13 protein-coding genes are annotated in these 17,291 nt (G+C 40.1%); 11 read left to right on the top strand and 2 right to left on the bottom strand.

The window, feature by feature from the left end; genetic code table 11:
• The first annotated feature begins 19 nt into the window (after positions 1-19).
• The 3 genes from ACOB80_RS08680 (at position 20) to ACOB80_RS08670 (ending at position 4,313) form a co-directional block, all read left to right on the top strand.
• Complete coding sequence (locus ACOB80_RS08680) at positions 20-847, top strand: alpha/beta hydrolase (RefSeq protein ID WP_473165868.1); 828 nt, start codon at positions 20-22, stop codon at positions 845-847.
• A 107-nt stretch (positions 848-954) separates the two neighbouring features.
• Positions 955-1,530, top strand: a complete 576-nt coding sequence (locus tag ACOB80_RS08675) for a nucleoside/nucleotide kinase family protein (protein ID WP_473165423.1) — start codon at positions 955-957, stop codon at positions 1,528-1,530.
• A 128-nt stretch (positions 1,531-1,658) separates the two neighbouring features.
• Positions 1,659-4,313: a collagenase gene (locus ACOB80_RS08670; protein ID WP_473165422.1), complete on the top strand. Its 2,655-nt coding sequence runs from the start codon at positions 1,659-1,661 to the stop codon at positions 4,311-4,313.
• Between the two features lie 324 nt (positions 4,314-4,637).
• Here ACOB80_RS08670 and pckA read toward each other — a convergent pair whose 3' ends face one another.
• Positions 4,638-6,248 carry a phosphoenolpyruvate carboxykinase (ATP) gene (gene pckA / locus ACOB80_RS08665; RefSeq protein WP_473165421.1) on the bottom strand — a complete coding sequence of 537 codons (1,611 nt, stop codon included), beginning with the start codon at positions 6,246-6,248 and terminating at the stop codon, positions 4,638-4,640.
• 349 nt (positions 6,249-6,597) lie between these two features.
• Complete coding sequence (locus tag ACOB80_RS08660) at positions 6,598-9,138, bottom strand: penicillin-binding protein 1A (protein ID WP_473165420.1); 2,541 nt, start codon at positions 9,136-9,138, stop codon at positions 6,598-6,600.
• 132 nt (positions 9,139-9,270) lie between these two features.
• On the opposite strand from ACOB80_RS08660, the gene ACOB80_RS08655 reads away from it, so the two are divergent.
• From ACOB80_RS08655 to ACOB80_RS08620, 8 genes are all read left to right on the top strand, one after another.
• Positions 9,271-10,350, top strand: a complete 1,080-nt coding sequence (locus tag ACOB80_RS08655) for a pilus assembly protein PilM (protein WP_473165419.1) — start codon at positions 9,271-9,273, stop codon at positions 10,348-10,350.
• Positions 10,338-10,916: a PilN domain-containing protein gene (locus tag ACOB80_RS08650; protein WP_473165418.1), complete on the top strand. Its 579-nt coding sequence runs from the start codon at positions 10,338-10,340 to the stop codon at positions 10,914-10,916. The genes ACOB80_RS08655 and ACOB80_RS08650 overlap by 13 nt, the downstream gene beginning before the upstream one ends.
• Positions 10,916-11,515: a type IV pilus inner membrane component PilO gene (locus ACOB80_RS08645; protein ID WP_473165417.1), complete on the top strand. Its 600-nt coding sequence runs from the start codon at positions 10,916-10,918 to the stop codon at positions 11,513-11,515. Before ACOB80_RS08650 ends, ACOB80_RS08645 begins: the two co-directional genes overlap by 1 nt.
• Positions 11,512-12,042, top strand: a complete 531-nt coding sequence (locus tag ACOB80_RS08640; RefSeq protein WP_473165416.1) for a pilus assembly protein PilP — start codon at positions 11,512-11,514, stop codon at positions 12,040-12,042. Before ACOB80_RS08645 ends, ACOB80_RS08640 begins: the two co-directional genes overlap by 4 nt.
• An 11-nt stretch (positions 12,043-12,053) precedes the next feature.
• Positions 12,054-14,093 carry a type IV pilus secretin PilQ gene (locus ACOB80_RS08635; RefSeq protein ID WP_473165415.1) on the top strand — a complete coding sequence of 680 codons (2,040 nt, stop codon included), beginning with the start codon at positions 12,054-12,056 and terminating at the stop codon, positions 14,091-14,093.
• A 148-nt stretch (positions 14,094-14,241) separates the two neighbouring features.
• The gene (aroK, locus tag ACOB80_RS08630) at positions 14,242-14,760 is read left to right on the top strand and encodes a shikimate kinase AroK (protein WP_473165414.1); all 519 of its coding nucleotides are present in this window, start codon (positions 14,242-14,244) and stop codon (positions 14,758-14,760) included.
• Complete coding sequence (gene aroB / locus ACOB80_RS08625) at positions 14,760-15,830, top strand: 3-dehydroquinate synthase (RefSeq protein WP_473165867.1); 1,071 nt, start codon at positions 14,760-14,762, stop codon at positions 15,828-15,830. Before aroK ends, aroB begins: the two co-directional genes overlap by 1 nt.
• Before the next feature lie 23 nt (positions 15,831-15,853).
• Complete coding sequence (locus tag ACOB80_RS08620; protein ID WP_473165413.1) at positions 15,854-17,260, top strand: SPOR domain-containing protein; 1,407 nt, start codon at positions 15,854-15,856, stop codon at positions 17,258-17,260.
• Positions 17,261-17,291: the final 31 nt, after the last annotated feature.

Raw genomic sequence — 17,291 nt, 5'->3', positions numbered from 1 at the left:
ATCTATTGTTGTCGTATTAATGATAGGAGGTGGATTGACAATGTTTAAGCGATATTTATCTGATTACACTTCTGAGTTTATTGATCATTCGATTTATTCTGCCGTGCTAGAAGAAAAAAGAAAAATCTTTGTTCGTCTACCTGACAATTATGACGCGAATAAGTCTTATCCTCTTATCATCAAATCAGATGGAAATTTTAATTTGGATCGCTGGCATCAGACTATTTCCTCGTTATCTGGTGGCGGGGAAATGCAAGATTCAATTCTTGTGGCAATTCCTAACCAGTTCTGGACAGAAACGCGAAACCGCGATCTTGTACCGCCGTATGCGCGTCAAGATGTGCAAATAGAGGCGCGGCCTAAACACGAAAACGACCCAAATATATTTGGCAAGGCTGATAAGTTTTTAGCCTTTATAGAAACGGAACTATTGCCGTTTATAGAAGAGCAATATGCCATTAATGACAACCGCGTACTAAGTGGTTTCTCAGCAGGTGGCAGTTTTGTACTTTATACCATTACTACTAAGCCTGAACTTTTTAATGGATACTTTGCCTTCAGCCCTGCCGCTTGGTATGACGATTCAGTGGTTGTGAAAGAATTTTCAAAACATTTATCTAAGGTAAAAGGGGCACCTAAATTCTTGTATCTGAGTATTGGTGGCGCGGAGAATTCTATCATTACGGGTTCATTTGAAGGCTTGTTAGCAGCTGTTGAAAGCAAAGCTCCGACAAACTTATATTCAGACCATAGTTACAGTGAAGGTGCGAATCATAGTGAAAACCCTTATGTTTCTGTACCTAAGGCTTTAGCGTCTTATTATAAGTTTCGAATTGAACATTTTTAACCACCGGATTTCAATTGTCTTTGACTCTCACAGTTTGTTGTTTGTGTTGCCTTTTATTTAGCTCAACATTAAGCTTAATTAACTTTCTATGACCAAAGCCGTTGTTCATGTCGCGAATTCTTGCTGAACGTTTGCCTAAAATTATCGCTATAAGCGGTGCATCTGGTGCAGGAAAAACAACTCTAGTGAAACGGTTAGCAAGTCACTTTTCAGCCCCTAGTTTGTTTTTTGATGACTTCGTTGAAAAAACAACTTATCCCTCAGATATGAAACAATGGTTTAATCGAGGCGCTAATGTTTCACAAATAACAACGCCCCAATTTACCGACGCCATACTGTGCCTTAAACAATCTACTTCTAGCAAATATATATTTGTTGAAGAGCCATTTGGCTATTTACGTGACGAAATAAAAGACCATATCGATGTGGTTGTATTAGTAGATACACCTTTGGAAATTTGCTTAGCGCGAATTATCAGTCGTCATTTTCAACAGGGTAATGACGTCGATATTAATAATATCGAGAGCTTTCTAACTAAATACTTGGCGTATTTCAGAGATATTTACAAATTCACTGTAGAGCGAGTTCGAGAAACAAGTGATCTCGTGCTAGCTAAAGAACAGTCGCTTGACAGTACCCTTGATACCATATGTTACTGGTTTGAAAACCACGCGAAGCATTGAAGTTATAAAGTCTTAAATCTTCGTGTTTTTGCTTTAAAGAGTAACTGAGTGTGATAAATTGTATACAAAGTGTGGTATTCTGCATTTGTTACATTTGTATAATCTTTTAACCTTTTTGAGGAGCCTATATGGGTTGTTTTAAAGCTTCTTTACTACCACTTGCTATCGCATTATCTGCATGTGGGGGAACACCAGTGAGCGTTGCATCTAATGCTGCGCAAAATAATGCTCAGCCTAGCGTCGTTAAACCAAGTGGTGCCGTTGGGTCAGTGACTAACCCAGCTAAGCTTTCATTAGAAAAAGCCATTCATGATGTAAGTACTAGTGAGCCTTTGTATTACTCTGTCGATGTTCCTGCTGGCAACGCTTCTTTAGTAATAAGCTTTGCGTGGGGTAAAGATTACAATGTACTCGGCAACCCAAATATTTACGTTCGTCATCAGGAAATGCCAACGACTGAAGCATTTGATTGCCGTGGTGAATGGAAACCGGGTGATTCAGAAATGTGTATTTTAGATAACCCTAAGCCGGGCAAGTACCATATTTTAATTAACCCGGTAAAAGTAGAGCGAGAAGAAGGTGAAGAAAAGCCAGGTGACCATGAGGTTAATGGCGGAATTCTACTTGCTACCACTAAATTATTTACGGTAAGCGACGTTTGTAAAAATGCTGAAGCTGACATTCGAGCACAATCGTTAACACCTCGCCAACGCGATATAGTGTGTGATCGACTTGAGCTAACACAAAAAAGATTTAAAGAGCAATGGCGTGCTATCGATCCAGAAATTGTGCAGCCTATTGAAAAAGATTTAAACCATCGCGTTGTCGCTGAGCTTTATTCAAATATGAGAAATTTCACCACTTGGATGAAGTATCTTCAAGACAGCAGCAACAGTAGTGGCGTCTTTCATGAAGAGAGCCCAGAAGATCCTAAATCTCCGCGTGCAGCGTTTAGAACATTTAACGGTTTACACTGGACAAACGGCATTACTCACTATTGGAATTTAGAGCATGAATTCGCGCACTATTTAGATGGCCGTTATTTAAAGAAAGGTAATTACATGTCAGCGGTTAACCATAAGATCAGTTGGTGGTCTGAAGGGTTAGCGCAACATTTTGGCTTTTGGAATGGGCCAGAACGACTGTTTACTACCGCTCATGGTTCGCTTTATCCAGATAGTATTTTAAGTTGTGACACGGTTGGACAGGCTTATAGTGACACTAGAGGAAAAGCTACTGTAGAAGGTTTTACACTAGTTAACGATTCTCCTTCCGCGATTACTGTTAAACGCATCAATCATGAAACGGGTGAATTAGCTGAAAACTCAATTGTTATCGAATCAAATGCAAGTAACAATGATTTTGCGGAGAGTAATTGGCATGTAAACGACAGGTTTGTTGTCGTTGATGAGGACAATAACTGTCTAGCTTCCGCTGAACTGCGAAGCAATAAGTCGTTAAGTTATGCCAATAACGGATTAATAGCTAAACACAATACCAAGTCATTAACACAAATATTTGGCAAGCAGGCTAATGCTTATACTTGGGGACACCTTGCCTTTACTTTCTTTTTCCAAGAGCAGCCGACGGAGCTTAAAAAGTTCATTGCCTTAACCAAACAAGGTAAATATGAAGAGTCGGATAACTTACTTAAAGAATGGGCGAAAAAGTACGAAGCAGATTTTCAATCCTGGTTAAATTGGGGCACTAAAAAGGGTTTTGTTGATAGTTTTGAAGCTGATGATGCTAAACTTGAATTGGGCCAGTTTATTACCTTACATGGTGCAGGAGACTGGGGCTTTAAAGTATCACTTTCGCAAGATGTTGATAGTTTAACGATTGGCTCTGGTGGTGGTTACGGTAAGTATGATTTATGGGTAGGTAAGAATAAGCCTGTACATTCAGTTGCTGCGCTGAACAGCGAAGCCGTTGTTTGTAAAACCAATGAAACTAAGAATAGACCTAACCAACAATGTGTTATCGAAAATGCGCAAGCTGGAGATTACTACGTAACTGTCGATAACGAAACGGCTGTTACTATATTAACGGAAACGCATCTTTATGCATGTACAGGTAAAGACTGTCAAGCGACCTTACAATTGCCTGAAACACCTGAGCCGGAAACGGTCGATTTATTAAAAACTCCTCGAATTTTAGATTCAGCAGACTTAAACAGTTGTGAATTAATATCGCCATACGAGCTAGAGCGAGATCCTAAATTAGCATTAGAGAACTTTAAGTTAATTAATCACAGTGCATCTGCAATTTCAGCGCAGCGTGTTGATAATGAAACAGGTGAGTTAACTGGCTCTGCAGTTACAATTGCTTCGGGTGATACTTGGAAACCTACTACTGCCTTGTTCGCAAAAGAGCGTCTGTTAATCAAAGACGCTAAAGGTGATTGTTTAGGTACAGTTGTGGCGAAAGATGCTGTTCACATGAACTATTTTGATAGAACGCCAGTCAACGCAGACTCTTGTTCATTGAAAGAAGACTACAGTGATAGAGATAAAAGTGCGACTAATGCTTCTGTTCGTAACGAAACAAATGAAACAGTTTACGCGTTTTGGGTATTCCCAGATCAAATGGCTAATCAAAAAACCAATGGTTTACTTCGTCGCAAGTCATACGCGACACTAGCACCAGGTGAAACGTGGGACAACATTACATGGCGCAATGGCGATCGAATTATGCTTGGCTCATCAGAAGACCCATTTGAAGCTAAGTGTATGGGTATCTTTAAGGTAACAACAGATACCCATATGGCATTACAAGCTAAGTAGCCTTTTCTTACCTAGTAAAAACATGGAAAGCTAACAGTCTTAGGCTGTTAGCTTTTTTTCGCCCTGTTAAACCTCAGCTTATTTTGGGAAGGAGGGAATTAGTGATTGTCACCTATCAAAGAAAAGCAACCGAGTAAGCGTTGAATATCCTAGTTTTACGATTATAGGTAATCATTATCACGCAATTATTCGTGTAACTCTGAACGCTAGATACAAGTTAAGGTAATAGTAAATATTTAAATAATCGATCCCCATTCTATCTAAGAATAAAAAAGCCGGCGGCTGCCGGCTTTCTTCATTAAAACTTTACGTTATGCGCATCAATTATAAAATTGGACCTGCTTTAACTAATGCTTTACCGTTGTCTGTATCTGTAAACTTATCAAAGTTAGCAACGAAACGATTTGCTAGGTCTACAGCTTTGTTATGCCAGTCAGACGCATCAGTATAAGTATCACGTGGGTCTAAGATACCATCTTCCACACCTTCAACACTTGTAGGTACTGATAAATTAAACAATGGTAGAACTTGAGTTTCTGCATTGTCGATTGAACCATCTAAAATTGAGTCGATGATTGCACGAGTCGCTTTAATAGAAATACGCTTGCCTGTTCCGTTCCAACCAGTGTTTACAAGGTAAGCTTCTGCGCCTACAGCTTGCATACGCTTGCGAAGTACTTCAGCGTATTGCGTTGGGTGTAAGCTTAAGAAAGCTGCACCGAAACAGCTAGAGAAAGTTGGTGTTGGCTCAGTAATACCACGTTCAGTACCAGCTAGCTTCGCAGTGAAACCTGATAAGAAGTAGTATTCAGTTTGCTCTGGCGTTAACTTAGCTACTGGCGGTAAAACACCGAAAGCATCAGCTGTTAAGAAAATAACTTTTTTCGCGTGACCGGCACGAGAAACAGGCTTAACAATGTTGTCAATGTGGTGAATTGGGTAAGAAACACGTGTGTTCTCAGTTTTTGAGTTGTCGTCGTAATCAATCTTACCGTTTTCATCAACCGTAACGTTTTCTAATAAAGCATCACGACGGATAGCATTGTAGATGTCTGGTTCATTTTCTTTGCTAAGGTTGATTGTTTTTGCGTAACAGCCACCTTCAAAGTTGAATACGCCGTTATCGTCCCAGCCATGCTCGTCATCACCAATTAGTTCACGCTTAGGGTCAGTAGAAAGTGTTGTTTTACCTGTACCTGATAAGCCGAAGAAAATAGCAACATCGCCTTCTTTACCAACGTTTGCACTACAGTGCATAGACGCGATGCCTTTAAGAGGTAATAGGTAGTTCATCATTGAGAACATACCTTTTTTCATTTCACCGCCGTACCAAGTACCGCCGATTAGTTGAACACGCTCTGTTAAGTTAAATGCAACAAAGTTTTCTGAGTTTAAGCCTTGCTCTTGCCATTTGTCGTTAGTCGTTTTCGCGCCGTTCATTACGACGAAATCTGGTTCGTAATCTTTCAGCTCTTCATCACTTGGGCGAATAAACATGTTTTTCACAAAGTGAGCTTGCCATGCAACTTGAGTAATGAAACGCACTTTTAAGCGAGTGTCTTCGTTAGCACCACAAAAAGTATCAACAACGAATAAACGCTCGCCTGATAATTGAGTTGTCACTAAGCCTTTTAAATGATCCCAAGTTTCTTGCGTCATTGGCTTATTATCGTTTTTACCTTGATCAGACCACCAAACAGTATCCGCTGTTGTTTCATCTTTAACGATATATTTATCTTTTGGTGAACGGCCTGTGAAAATACCAGTATCTACTGCAACAGCACCTGACTCAGTCACTACGCCTTTATCGTAACCTTGGAGATCTGCTTTAGTTTCTTCTGCGAATAAAACATCGTAAGACGGGTTATAAACAACCTCTGTCGTATCAGTGATGCCGTATTGAGTAAGATCTATGGTTTTTTGCAACGTTGTCATAGCAAACTAGCTCCTAAAGTATGACGATATTTAAAGTAAAAACTTTCAGTGTAAATTTGACGGCGCAATTTTAGGCGATCAGAAAGCAAAACGAAAGTAAAATTTGTTTCGAAATGAAAGTTTTCATTGCTTGTTACAGTGCAAATAAGAATTTAACGGTGAAATTATCTAAACAAAGCTAGCAATTTTCTTCAAAAGCCTAGGAAATAAGGGACGTACGTTTAGCCGTGAATTGTATAAAATGTAGGAAAATCACCAAAAAAATCCTTTTCTGGTGACTAAATTCAATAATTTAGCTGACAAAAACTATCGAAACGAAAGAAAGTTTCATCAGAGCTTGATAGTTCAGTTAAAAGATTTCTTCTTCTTGCTGATTATTTCTATTGTTGCTTTCAAATATTTCTTCACTGGTATCTTTAGAAACATATTCTTGTGGCGCAGTGCCTAATGCAAAATATTCGAATATTGCTGATCGGTCTGTTCTATTCGTTAACTTACCCGAGGTTTTGTCAATACGAACAGAAACAACATCTTCAGGTTGCTCAAATGGTTCTACTGGCAACTCCTTTAGGGCGACGTCCATAAAAGAAATCCAAGCGGGTTGGGCCGATTTTGCACCAAATTCTTTACCGTAAATTTGAGTTTTATCTAAATTGTTGTTGTAGAAAGTCTTACCCAAGTTTCTCGCTGGGTTGTCAAAGCCTATCCAAGCGGTAGTCACTAAACGACGACTATACCCTGAAAACCAGGCATCTTTAGCTTCGTTAGTTGTGCCTGTTTTGCCAGCAATATCGCGGCGTTTTAATGTTCTTGCTCTAAAACCTGTGCCCTGCCAGCCAGGCTTGATTGACCAGTCAGCTCCCCAAATAGCTTCGTTTAATGCTTGAGTAATTAAAAACGCATTTTGTTTACTGATAACGCGTTCGGCTGTTACTAAAGGCAACTCTTGTTTATTTGTGTCATCTTTTAATAATGAAAATTGAGATTCGCTGTCGTCTACTGAATGTAGGGCGTCACAAGTGTCACAAGCAACCTTAGGGTTTGCTTGATAAATAACGTTACCAAAGGAATCTTCTATGCGATCGACAATATAGGGTTCAATTAAATAACCGCCGTTGGCAAAAGTCGCAAAGCCTGTGGCGACTTCTAATGGTGTTAATGAAGCAGAGCCAAGCGCAAGCGATTCGTCTTTGGGCAAGTCATCAGGAGCAAAACCAAAAGAGGCGATATGAGGGATCATTTTAGACAAGCCTACTTCTCTAAAAAGTCGAACGGCGACAACGTTTTTTGATTGTGCCAGCGCACGCTTAACACGTATTTCGCCATTGTATTCTTCAGGTGAGTTTTTCGGGCGCCAAACTACACCCGTACTTTTGTCCCATTGATTAATAGGTACGTCATTTACCAGTGAGGCTAGGGTAAATTCATGATCAAGTGCCGCCGAGTAGACAAAAGGTTTTATGTTTGAGCCCACTTGTCTTTTCGCTTGTGTTACACGATTAAATTGAGATTGCTTGTAGCTAAAGCCACCGACTACTGCTTTTATTTCTCCGTTATCTGGTGAAAGAGATACTAGCGCTGAGCTAGCTTCAGGCAACTGGCTTAGTCGATATTGTTGTTGATGGTTAACGACATAAACGACATCACCATAAAATAAGATCTCAGTTGCTGTTTTCGGCGCTGGTCCTTGTTTATCATCATTAATATATTCTCTTGCCCAAGAAAGTCCGTCCCATAAAATAGTGTGGACAGTACCATCTGCTAATTGCACATCAACAGATTTATCTTCTACGTTAACCACAACGGCTGGGAGCAGTGGGTCGAAAGACTCGATTGTGCCTAAAGCCTGACTAATTTCGTCATCAGTTAGAGGTACAATCTCGTCTAGATTAATAGCATCATCTTGGGATTGGTGAGCGACGAGTTGTTTTAAAGGACCTCTAAAGCCATGACGTTGGTCGTAGGATAACAAATTCTCAACCAGTGCGTTTTGTGCTGCATGTTGCAAGGATTCAGTAACAGTTGTAAATACGCGATAACCCCCGGTATAAGCTTGCTCTTTGCCAAAGCGGTTGATCATATCTTGGTGGGCCATTTCCGCGGCATAAGGGGCATGAAGTTCGATTTCTGCGCCATGCTTCTGTGCTGACAGTGGAGTTGCTAGCGCTTCTCTATATTCTTGTTCCGTAATATAGTTAGTAACTCGCATGCGATGTAATACAACTGCTCGTCTATTTTTTGCTCGCTCTGGTCGGCTAATAGGGTTCATTGTTGAAGGCGCTTTGGGTATACCTGCTAGCATGGCTATTTGTGCTAAGGTTAAATCCTTCACATCTTTGTTGTAGTAGACTTGCGCTGCAGCGCCAAAACCAAAAGCACGGTGGCCTAAAGGTATTTTATTCATATATAAAGCAAGAATTTCATCTTTGCTGAGTAAGTATTCAATATGAAAGGCGGTGAATATTTCAGTGAGCTTTCGCGTGTAGGTAACTTCTCTGGTTAGAAAAAAGTTTCGCGCTACCTGCATGGTAATAGTACTAGCACCGCCTTTATTTTGACCCATAATTTGCCCTAGAACAGCTCGTGCCATACCTATTGGGTCTACACCAAAGTGTTGATAAAAGCGATCGTCCTCTGTGGCTAAAATAGCGTTGATAAGCTGGGGGGGCATATCTGATAATTGCAATGGGACACGCTTTTTTTCGCCAAATTGATTCATTAACTTTCCATCGGCACTATAAATTTGCATAGGCGTTTGCCATTGCACGTTTTTAAGTGAGCTTACGCTAGGAATATCGGCTCTTAAAAACCAATAAAGCGCGGCTAGAGTGCAAGTCCCTAAAATTAAAGAAAAAATAAATAATTTGAAGATTTTTCTTACCGAAAACACAACTAAATACTCTACAAAAAGTTAAAAAATAGCCTAATTATTTCTAGTATATCGTGTAAAAGCATGTAATAAATGTATTTATACGGAAAATGTATCTATATTCTTATAATAAAAAAGATTTAGTAGGAAGTTATGCTTAGTAATCTATGGAAAAAGAAAACTTCTCTTATCGTAGGTATTGATATTGGATCTCATGCTGCGAAAGCTGTTTTGTTGAGTCAAAACAATGATGGCTTTACGCTAGAGTCCTTAGCAATAGAGCCTATGCCTCGAGGGGCGATTATCGATAGAGAGATTCAAGACATAGACGCTGTTGGTAAAGTTATTGCCAAATTGCGTACTAAGGTCTCTTCATCTTCTACATTTGCAGCTGCGGCGGTTTCAGGTCAAACCGTTATTACTAAAATTATTTATATGGATGTAGCTTTGAATGAGCAAGAGTTAGCTAGTCAAATAGAAATTGAAGCAGACAGTTTGATCCCGTATCCACTTGATGAAGTTAGTTTAGACTTCGAACCGCTTGAAGTTAACGAATCCGATCCAACAAAAATTAACGTGCTATTAAGTGCGGCTCGCACTGAATCGGTTGAAGCGAGAGTTTCGGCGTTAGAAGCTGGTGGCTTTACCACAAAAGTTGTCGATGTTGAATCGTATGCCATTAATAGAGGCTATGAGTTGATCTTGCCTCAATTACCAGAAGACGCTAACGAAAAAGTGGTTGCCATGATAGACATAGGTGCATTGATGACGCTAATGTCCGTGACAGATCAAGGCGAGCATGTGTACAGTCGAGATCAGCTTTTTGGTGGCGAGCAGTACACTCGTTCAATTGTTTCTTATTACAACAAATCTTTTGAAGAAGCTGAAAAATCAAAAATAGAAAATGATTTACCCCCTAATTTTACTTTTGAAGTGTTAGCGCCTTTCCACACTATTTTTGTACAGCAAGTAAGACGCGCTATTCAGATGTTTTTAACGACAAGTGGTAAGGAAAAAGTCGATTACCTCGTGCTTTCTGGAGGCTGTGCGCTAGTTGAAGGGCTAGAGCCGTTGTTAAATGATGAATTGGGCATTCACACTATTATAGCTAACCCTTTTGTCGACATGAACGTAGCCGCAGACATTGATAAAGAAGAACTTGCAAAAACAGGTTCTCAATATTTAGTGGCAGCTAGTCTAGCGTTGAGGAGTTTTTCTTCATGGCATATATAAATTTACTTCCGTGGCGAGAAGAGGCTGAAAAAGCAAAACAACGAGAATATTTTTCACTATTGGCAGCTGTTGCGTTAGGCGCGTTAGCCATTGTTTTTCTAGTCGGCCAATTTTACCAGATGCGGATCGATGGCCAAAATGCCCGCAACAGTTATTTGCAGACCGAAATATTTATACTTGATTCGAAGATTCAGGAAATCGAAACGCTTAATCAGAAAAAAAGCGATTTAGAGCAGAGAATATCTGTTATTGAACAACTGCAACGCAGTCGTAATGTTGGTACTCAAGTATTAAGCGAGATCGCTCAGATAGTGCCATCAGGTGTATACTTAACTAAAATGGCTAAACAAGGTAATTTATTGGAATTGGCCGGAAAAAGTGAATCAAACAATCATTTAGCAAACATGATTCGCAATATCGAAAATTCCGACCTGTTTGATGATGCTGTACTTGAATCTATTACCGCTAACGATGCTCAAAGTAAATTGCTAAGTGATTTTAAGATGCGAGTGCGTATCAAGGGACTTATTCAAGAAAATGCCGATACAGCGCAAGGAGCGAGTTAATGAACTTAGATCTTTCGCAATTTGACAACTTAGAGCTTGATAATATTGGGCAATGGCCACCTTTAGCAAAATTGGTTTTTACGATATTTGTAGCGGCGGTAGTGTTAGGATTAGGCTATGTCGCCATCGTAAGCGACAAAATTTCACGATTAGATCGTGTTGTTGCTCAGGAAGCTGAGCTGAAATCACAATATCGACAAAAATATCATGTGGCGGCAAATTTAGAATTGTTTCAGGAGCAAATGGTTCAAGCTGAGTCGCTATTTTCTCGCCAGTTAAAAAGCTTACCCGAAAGTCATGAAACGCCAGGTCTATTAGACGATATTACCTTTGTTGGAACAACGAGCGGCTTAGATTTTGTCAAACTTAATTGGCAACCTGAAATTACGCAGGAAATATATATAGAATTGCCAATAGATATAGAAGTTGTTGGTGACTACCATGAATTTGGTAATTTTGTCAGTGAGATAGCTGGTTTACCGAGAATTGTTACCTTACACGATTTTGATATTAAAAGAGTTAAAGCTGGTGAATCATTGTTAGCCTTGAAACTTCAAGCTAAAACCTACCGTTATAGGGAGGCGTCGACAGAGCAATGAGAAAATACTTGATAACGATTAGTGTAACATTAGTATTAACGGGTTGTTTTGATGATACTAACGATTTACAAGCCTTCACGGAGCAAGTAAAGAGTTCGACTACTCAGCAGATTGATCCTATGCCGGAAGTGCCTAACTTTAATCATGTGGTTTACGCTACAAATGACTTACGCAGCCCATTCGATGCACCAAAACCCGAAGCAATCCAAGAAAAGATTCAGCAAATGTCGGGGTGTTTAAGCCCTGATCCGAGACGAAGAAAGCAACCCTTAGAGAAATTCTCATTAAGCGATTTGGTGATGAGAGGTACCTTAGGCGATGTAGATTCAAATTGGGCGCTTGTAGAAGCCTCAGATTCAACACTACACCGTGTTGCTGTGGGTAGTTATTTAGGCTTATATCACGGTAAAATAACTGAAATAAAACAAAATTTAGTTAAAGTTGTTGAACTAATCCCAGATGGTTCAGGCTGTTGGCAAGAAAGAGAAACAACTGTGACCATGGCAAAAGTGACCGACAAGGGGTAAAGGATATAACGATGTTTATAAAATATATAAGAAAATTTACACGCCAATATCGCAAAGTCATGCTTTGTCTCATGTTGTCATTAACCGCGACCCAAGCTTTTGCGTCGACGCTTGATTCGATTCACTACAATACGCTTCAGAATAACGAAATCGAATTGCTCTTTAAGCTTTCTGAAGATATTTCGCAGCAACCCGAAGTAACGACTTTTATGTCGCCGGCTAAAATTGACATTACTTTTGAGAGCGAATCTTTTGCGCAAACCGTTAAAAATACTGTCATTGATCATGCAGGTGTTAAAAGTGTCACAGTCGCCAAGCTCGGCGGAAAGGTGGTTGCCTCCATTCATTTAGATAAACTTGTTGTGTTTGATGTTAATTCATCAGGAAGTGTTTTTTCGTTAACGTTAAATAATAATACGTCTCCGCAAGTAGCCTCTCTAGCGCCGGTGAGTAGTGAGTTTATTAATGAAGTTAATGCTATTGATTTTAGAAAAACGGTAAAAGGAGACGCTGAGCTTCTCGTCGATTTAGCTGACAGCAAAGTGGCAGTCGATGTACGAGACAATTTAGGCAAAGTTGAGCTGGAGTTTTTTAATACGCGTATTAGTGACGATTTTCTTTATCTACTAGATGTAACTGACTTTGGTACTAATGTTACAACGATAGAAACCTTTAGAGATGGTAATAACGCCAAGTTGACCATTGAAGTTGACGGTAACTTCTTGTTTCAACACAACCAAGATAATAATCGATTCTCTCTCGTTGTGACAAAAGACGAGCAAGTACCTGGCTATTTAGGTGACTCTAAAAACTTTACTGGCCAGGCAATGTCTCTAAATTTCCAAGATATAACTGTTCGTACCGTGTTACAGATCATTGCCGATTATAATGGGTTCAACCTGGTTACCAGTGATACGGTCAGCGGCAATATTACGCTCAGACTTGACGGTGTACCATGGGATCAAGCGCTAGATATTATTCTGAAAGTTAAAGGCTTAGATAAGCGCATGGAGGGCAATATTTTAATGGTTGCTCCAAGTGAAGAATTGGCTGCCAGAGAAGCAAGAGAGCTGCAAGCCCGCCAACAAGTAGCAGATTTAGCCCCTCTTTACTCTGAGTATATTCAAGTGAATTATGCCAAAGCTGCTGAATTTGCTGAACTAGTAAAAAATGAAGAAAACAGCATACTTTCGCCTCGAGGAAGTGTAAGTGTTGATGAGCGTACTAATACTTTGCTAATCCGTGATACTGAACAAAGTATTGAAGATATTAAGCGAATGGTATCTGTGTTAGATATTCCTGTTCGTCAGGTGGTTATCGAATCTCGCATGGTTACTGTTAGTGATAACATCAATGAAGAACTGGGTATTCGCTGGGGCGTAACAGATACTGATGGAGAGTATACTTCGGCTGGTACTTTGGAAGGCGTTAACACGGCGCGTGGTGGCAATATACCGATCTTAGACGATAGGCTAAATGTTAACTTGCCCGTTGCTAACCCTGCAGGAAGCATTGCCTTTCAAGTAGCGCGCCTTTCTGACGGTACTATTTTGGATCTTGAATTAACCGCGCTAGAAAAAGAAAACAAAGGCGAAATAATCGCCAGTCCTCGCATTACTACCGCCAATCAGAAAGAAGCTTATATTGAGCAGGGTGTCGAAATTCCATATCAGGAAGCAGCATCTAGCGGTGCTACCTCAACGCAATTTAAAAAGGCTGTTTTAAGTCTTAAAGTCACGCCGCAAATCACACCAGACGATAGAATAATATTGGACTTAGTGGTAACTCAAGATACGGTATCAGAAATTACCAGTGGCACTGCTCCTGCTATAGATACCCAAAGAATTGGTACACAAGTACTAGTAAACAACGGTGAGACCATCGTACTTGGTGGAATTTATCAACAATCTGTTATTAATAGTGTATCTAAAGTACCTGTTTTAGGCGATATCCCTTATTTTGGCTGGATGTTTAGAAACAGCAACAACTTTAATGAAAAGAAAGAACTGCTGATTTTTGTGACTCCACGCATCGTAACTGAAAGATTTTAGTAGGAAAAGGCAACATTCGTTGCTTTTTCTTGCTCCCTTACTTGCAATCTGTAGCCAACAATTGCGATAATTACGCCCTTAAAATTTTCGAGGGAGGTTCCCTCTTACCCATAAACCCAAATTAATTAACGAGTATTAAGTTAGTCTCATGGCAGAAAAACGTAACATTTTCTTAGTCGGCCCTATGGGCGCCGGTAAAAGTACCATAGGTAGAGAGTTAGCTGACAAACTGCATTTAGAGTTCTATGATTCAGATCAAGAAATCGAACGTCGCACAGGTGCTGACATTTCGTGGGTTTTTGATCTTGAAGGTGAAGAAGGTTTTCGTAAGAGAGAAGAAGACGTCATAGACGATTTGACTGAACTTCAAGGTATTGTCTTAGCAACAGGTGGTGGCTCAGTTATCAGTAGCCATGTGAGAAACAGACTATCTGCTAGAGGTATCGTTGTATACCTAGAAACGACAATCGATAAGCAAGTAGCACGTACACAACGTGATCGTCGTCGTCCTTTATTACAAACTTCAGAAGAACCACGTTCTGTGCTAGAAAAATTAGCAGTAGAACGCAATCCATTATATGAAGACGTTGCCGATGTTATCGTTCAAACTGATGACCAAAGCGCTAAGATTGTCGCCAACAAAATTGTTGAACGCTTAGACTTTTAATCATGGCAACTATCGACCTAGATTTAGGCGAACGCAGCTATCCTATATACATTGATAATGGCTTGCTAAGTGAAAAAGCATTACTTAGCAAGCATATTCGTGCCAAGCGCGTATGTATTATTACTAATGATGTGGTCGCTCCATTATATTTATCTTCTTTAGTTCAATTGCTTGAGGGCGATTTTGAATTAGACACTGTTATTCTTCCTGATGGCGAAGCTGAAAAAAGCTTACACAATTTCGAAGTTATTATGTCTAATTTGCTTGAGAAGACTCACGGTAGAGACACTACGCTTATCGCATTAGGCGGTGGTGTAATTGGTGATATCACTGGATTTGCAGCAGCGTGTTATCAACGAGGCGTTGATTTTATTCAGATACCAACGACATTACTATCACAAGTTGACTCTTCTGTTGGTGGAAAGACCGCGGTAAATCATCCTCTTGGTAAAAACATGATAGGTGCTTTTTACCAACCTAAGGCTGTATTGATTGATATTAATAGCTTGTCAACCTTGCCAGATAGAGAGTTCGCTGCTGGTGTTGCAGAAGTAATTAAATACGGCATTTTGGGCAAAGGCGAATTTTTTGACTGGTTAGAGCAAAATATTGACGCGATTAAGGCTAAGCAATCAGACGTATTGATCGAACTCATCGAAGTTTGTTGTCGATGCAAAGCTGACATTGTTTCTGCTGATGAGAAAGAAGCTGGCTTACGTGCTTTGTTAAACCTAGGACATACATTTGGTCACGCTATTGAAGCAGAGCAAGGCTATGGCGTTTGGCTTCATGGCGAAGCTGTTGCAGCTGGCATGGTGCTTGCAGCAAAGCTAGCAGTTCAAATGAATTTGTTAGAAGTGTCAGAACTTCGACGCATCGAAGCACTCATAAGTGCTTTTGATTTACCTACTGAAGCGCCAAGTGATATGGACCTTGCTTCGTTTGTAAAACACATGAGTCGAGACAAGAAAAATATTGGCGGTAAATTAAGATTTATCGTTCCTACCTCAATAGGTCGCTCAGAAATGCGTGACGACGTTACCGAGGACTTGCTTCAACAAATTCTGTAATTGTTAAATACAGAAGGTGAAACATGTCCGCTTTGGTAAACGAGAATACTGCTTCTTCAGTACAAAGCCCAGTTACTGCAATCAGCGCGTTAGCGCGCGTTGATTATATTCTTCGCTTTTCTAAGCATGCTGTGGTCTTAATAGATGAACAGCCTGAAGTTACTGCTGCTATCGGCACGCAATACCTTGCTAACCTTTCTGCTGAGCACAATGCTGCTTATTTAGCTATGTCGCCGCGTCTTGATGACGTTCAAGTTCGTTGCCGAATTGTCGAGCAGCTTTTTGGACATGTGCTGTTTGACCCTGAGCAATCGGTCGCTGTTAGTTTAGTTAACTTACTTAAGCAAAATAAGCTGCCTATTAGCGTAGTTATTGAGAATGCCGAGCTATTATCAATTCAGCTACTTAGTGAACTTACGCAGTTAGCTGAAATTGGACGAAAAGCTAAATACGCGATTGAAGTTGTTTTACTTGCCAAGCCAGAAGTAGGACAAAAAATGGCTTTACATCCTACCATTTTTAATAAAAAGCTCTCGATAGTTCGAGCGAGCAATGGCCAATTAGTAGCGCTTTCTGCGAAAATGTTTGGTCAGAAAAAGCATTGGTATAATCACCAAATAGCTAGAAATTGGCTTCTCTTTTTTGCCGTACTTATTTTAGGTGCGGTTGCTGCTATTTATAGTCTTTATAAAATGGAGTCCTTTACTTTTAGTCAGGTTGAACAAAAACCTTCAGACTTAGTGGTTGAGCAATCGAAAAGCACTAACGAAAACAGTGTAATTCAGCCTGAAAAAACTCAAGCGACAATATCTGAGCCGTTAGCTGAAGCCGAGTTTGTAGAGAGTTCACCAACTTTACCCAATGATGCCGCTAATGCAAAGCCACAGGATATTTTGCTGGCACTGTCAAACGTTGCTGGTAAAGTAGAAGATGTCGCTGAAACTACCACAGCCACTGAAGTATCAATAGCAACTAGCACTGATGTCAACCAGGCACTAAACCTTTCGTTAAATCTAGTGGAACAACAAGCTGATCCAGAACCCGAACAAACGGTTAGTATACAGCCAACACCTGTAGCTGATACAAAACCTGAAAGTGAAATAGAAGCAAAAGTATCGCCAGAAGAGCAAGGCTCAGGTATCGAATATCAAGGTGATGGCTTTGTGGTTCAGCTGGGTGCTTTTACTCAACAGCCAGTGCTTAATCAATTGAAAGCACAGATTAATTCAGTAGATACATTGCAATATCAACGATTAATGTATGGTAGCAAACAAACGGTTTTAACTAGTGCGGTTTTTGCTTCTCGTGATGAAGCGCAAGCGTTCATTGATGCATTGCCAACAGCTGGTTTAACCTCATCACCGTTCATTAAAACAACAGATGCAATAAAACAAGAAATCAAATCGATTCAAAGCTCCCAATCACAATAGAATCACGTTACAATTCGCCTTTCGGAGTGGT

This window comes from Thalassotalea coralli (assembly GCF_055786205.1).
This window is presented reverse-complemented; position numbering and strand designations above follow the sequence as displayed.

Coding starts and splice junctions, on each gene's coding strand:
- ACOB80_RS08680 (WP_473165868.1), top strand. CDS start 20: ATGATAGGAGGTGGATTGACAATGTTTAAGCGATATTTATCTGATTAC.
- ACOB80_RS08675 (WP_473165423.1), top strand. CDS start 955: ATGTCGCGAATTCTTGCTGAACGTTTGCCTAAAATTATCGCTATAAGC.
- ACOB80_RS08670 (WP_473165422.1), top strand. CDS start 1,659: ATGGGTTGTTTTAAAGCTTCTTTACTACCACTTGCTATCGCATTATCT.
- pckA (WP_473165421.1), bottom strand. CDS start 6,248: ATGACAACGTTGCAAAAAACCATAGATCTTACTCAATACGGCATCACT.
- ACOB80_RS08655 (WP_473165419.1), top strand. CDS start 9,271: ATGCTTAGTAATCTATGGAAAAAGAAAACTTCTCTTATCGTAGGTATT.
- ACOB80_RS08650 (WP_473165418.1), top strand. CDS start 10,338: ATGGCATATATAAATTTACTTCCGTGGCGAGAAGAGGCTGAAAAAGCA.
- ACOB80_RS08645 (WP_473165417.1), top strand. CDS start 10,916: ATGAACTTAGATCTTTCGCAATTTGACAACTTAGAGCTTGATAATATT.
- ACOB80_RS08640 (WP_473165416.1), top strand. CDS start 11,512: ATGAGAAAATACTTGATAACGATTAGTGTAACATTAGTATTAACGGGT.
- ACOB80_RS08635 (WP_473165415.1), top strand. CDS start 12,054: ATGTTTATAAAATATATAAGAAAATTTACACGCCAATATCGCAAAGTC.
- aroK (WP_473165414.1), top strand. CDS start 14,242: ATGGCAGAAAAACGTAACATTTTCTTAGTCGGCCCTATGGGCGCCGGT.
- ACOB80_RS08620 (WP_473165413.1), top strand. CDS start 15,854: ATGTCCGCTTTGGTAAACGAGAATACTGCTTCTTCAGTACAAAGCCCA.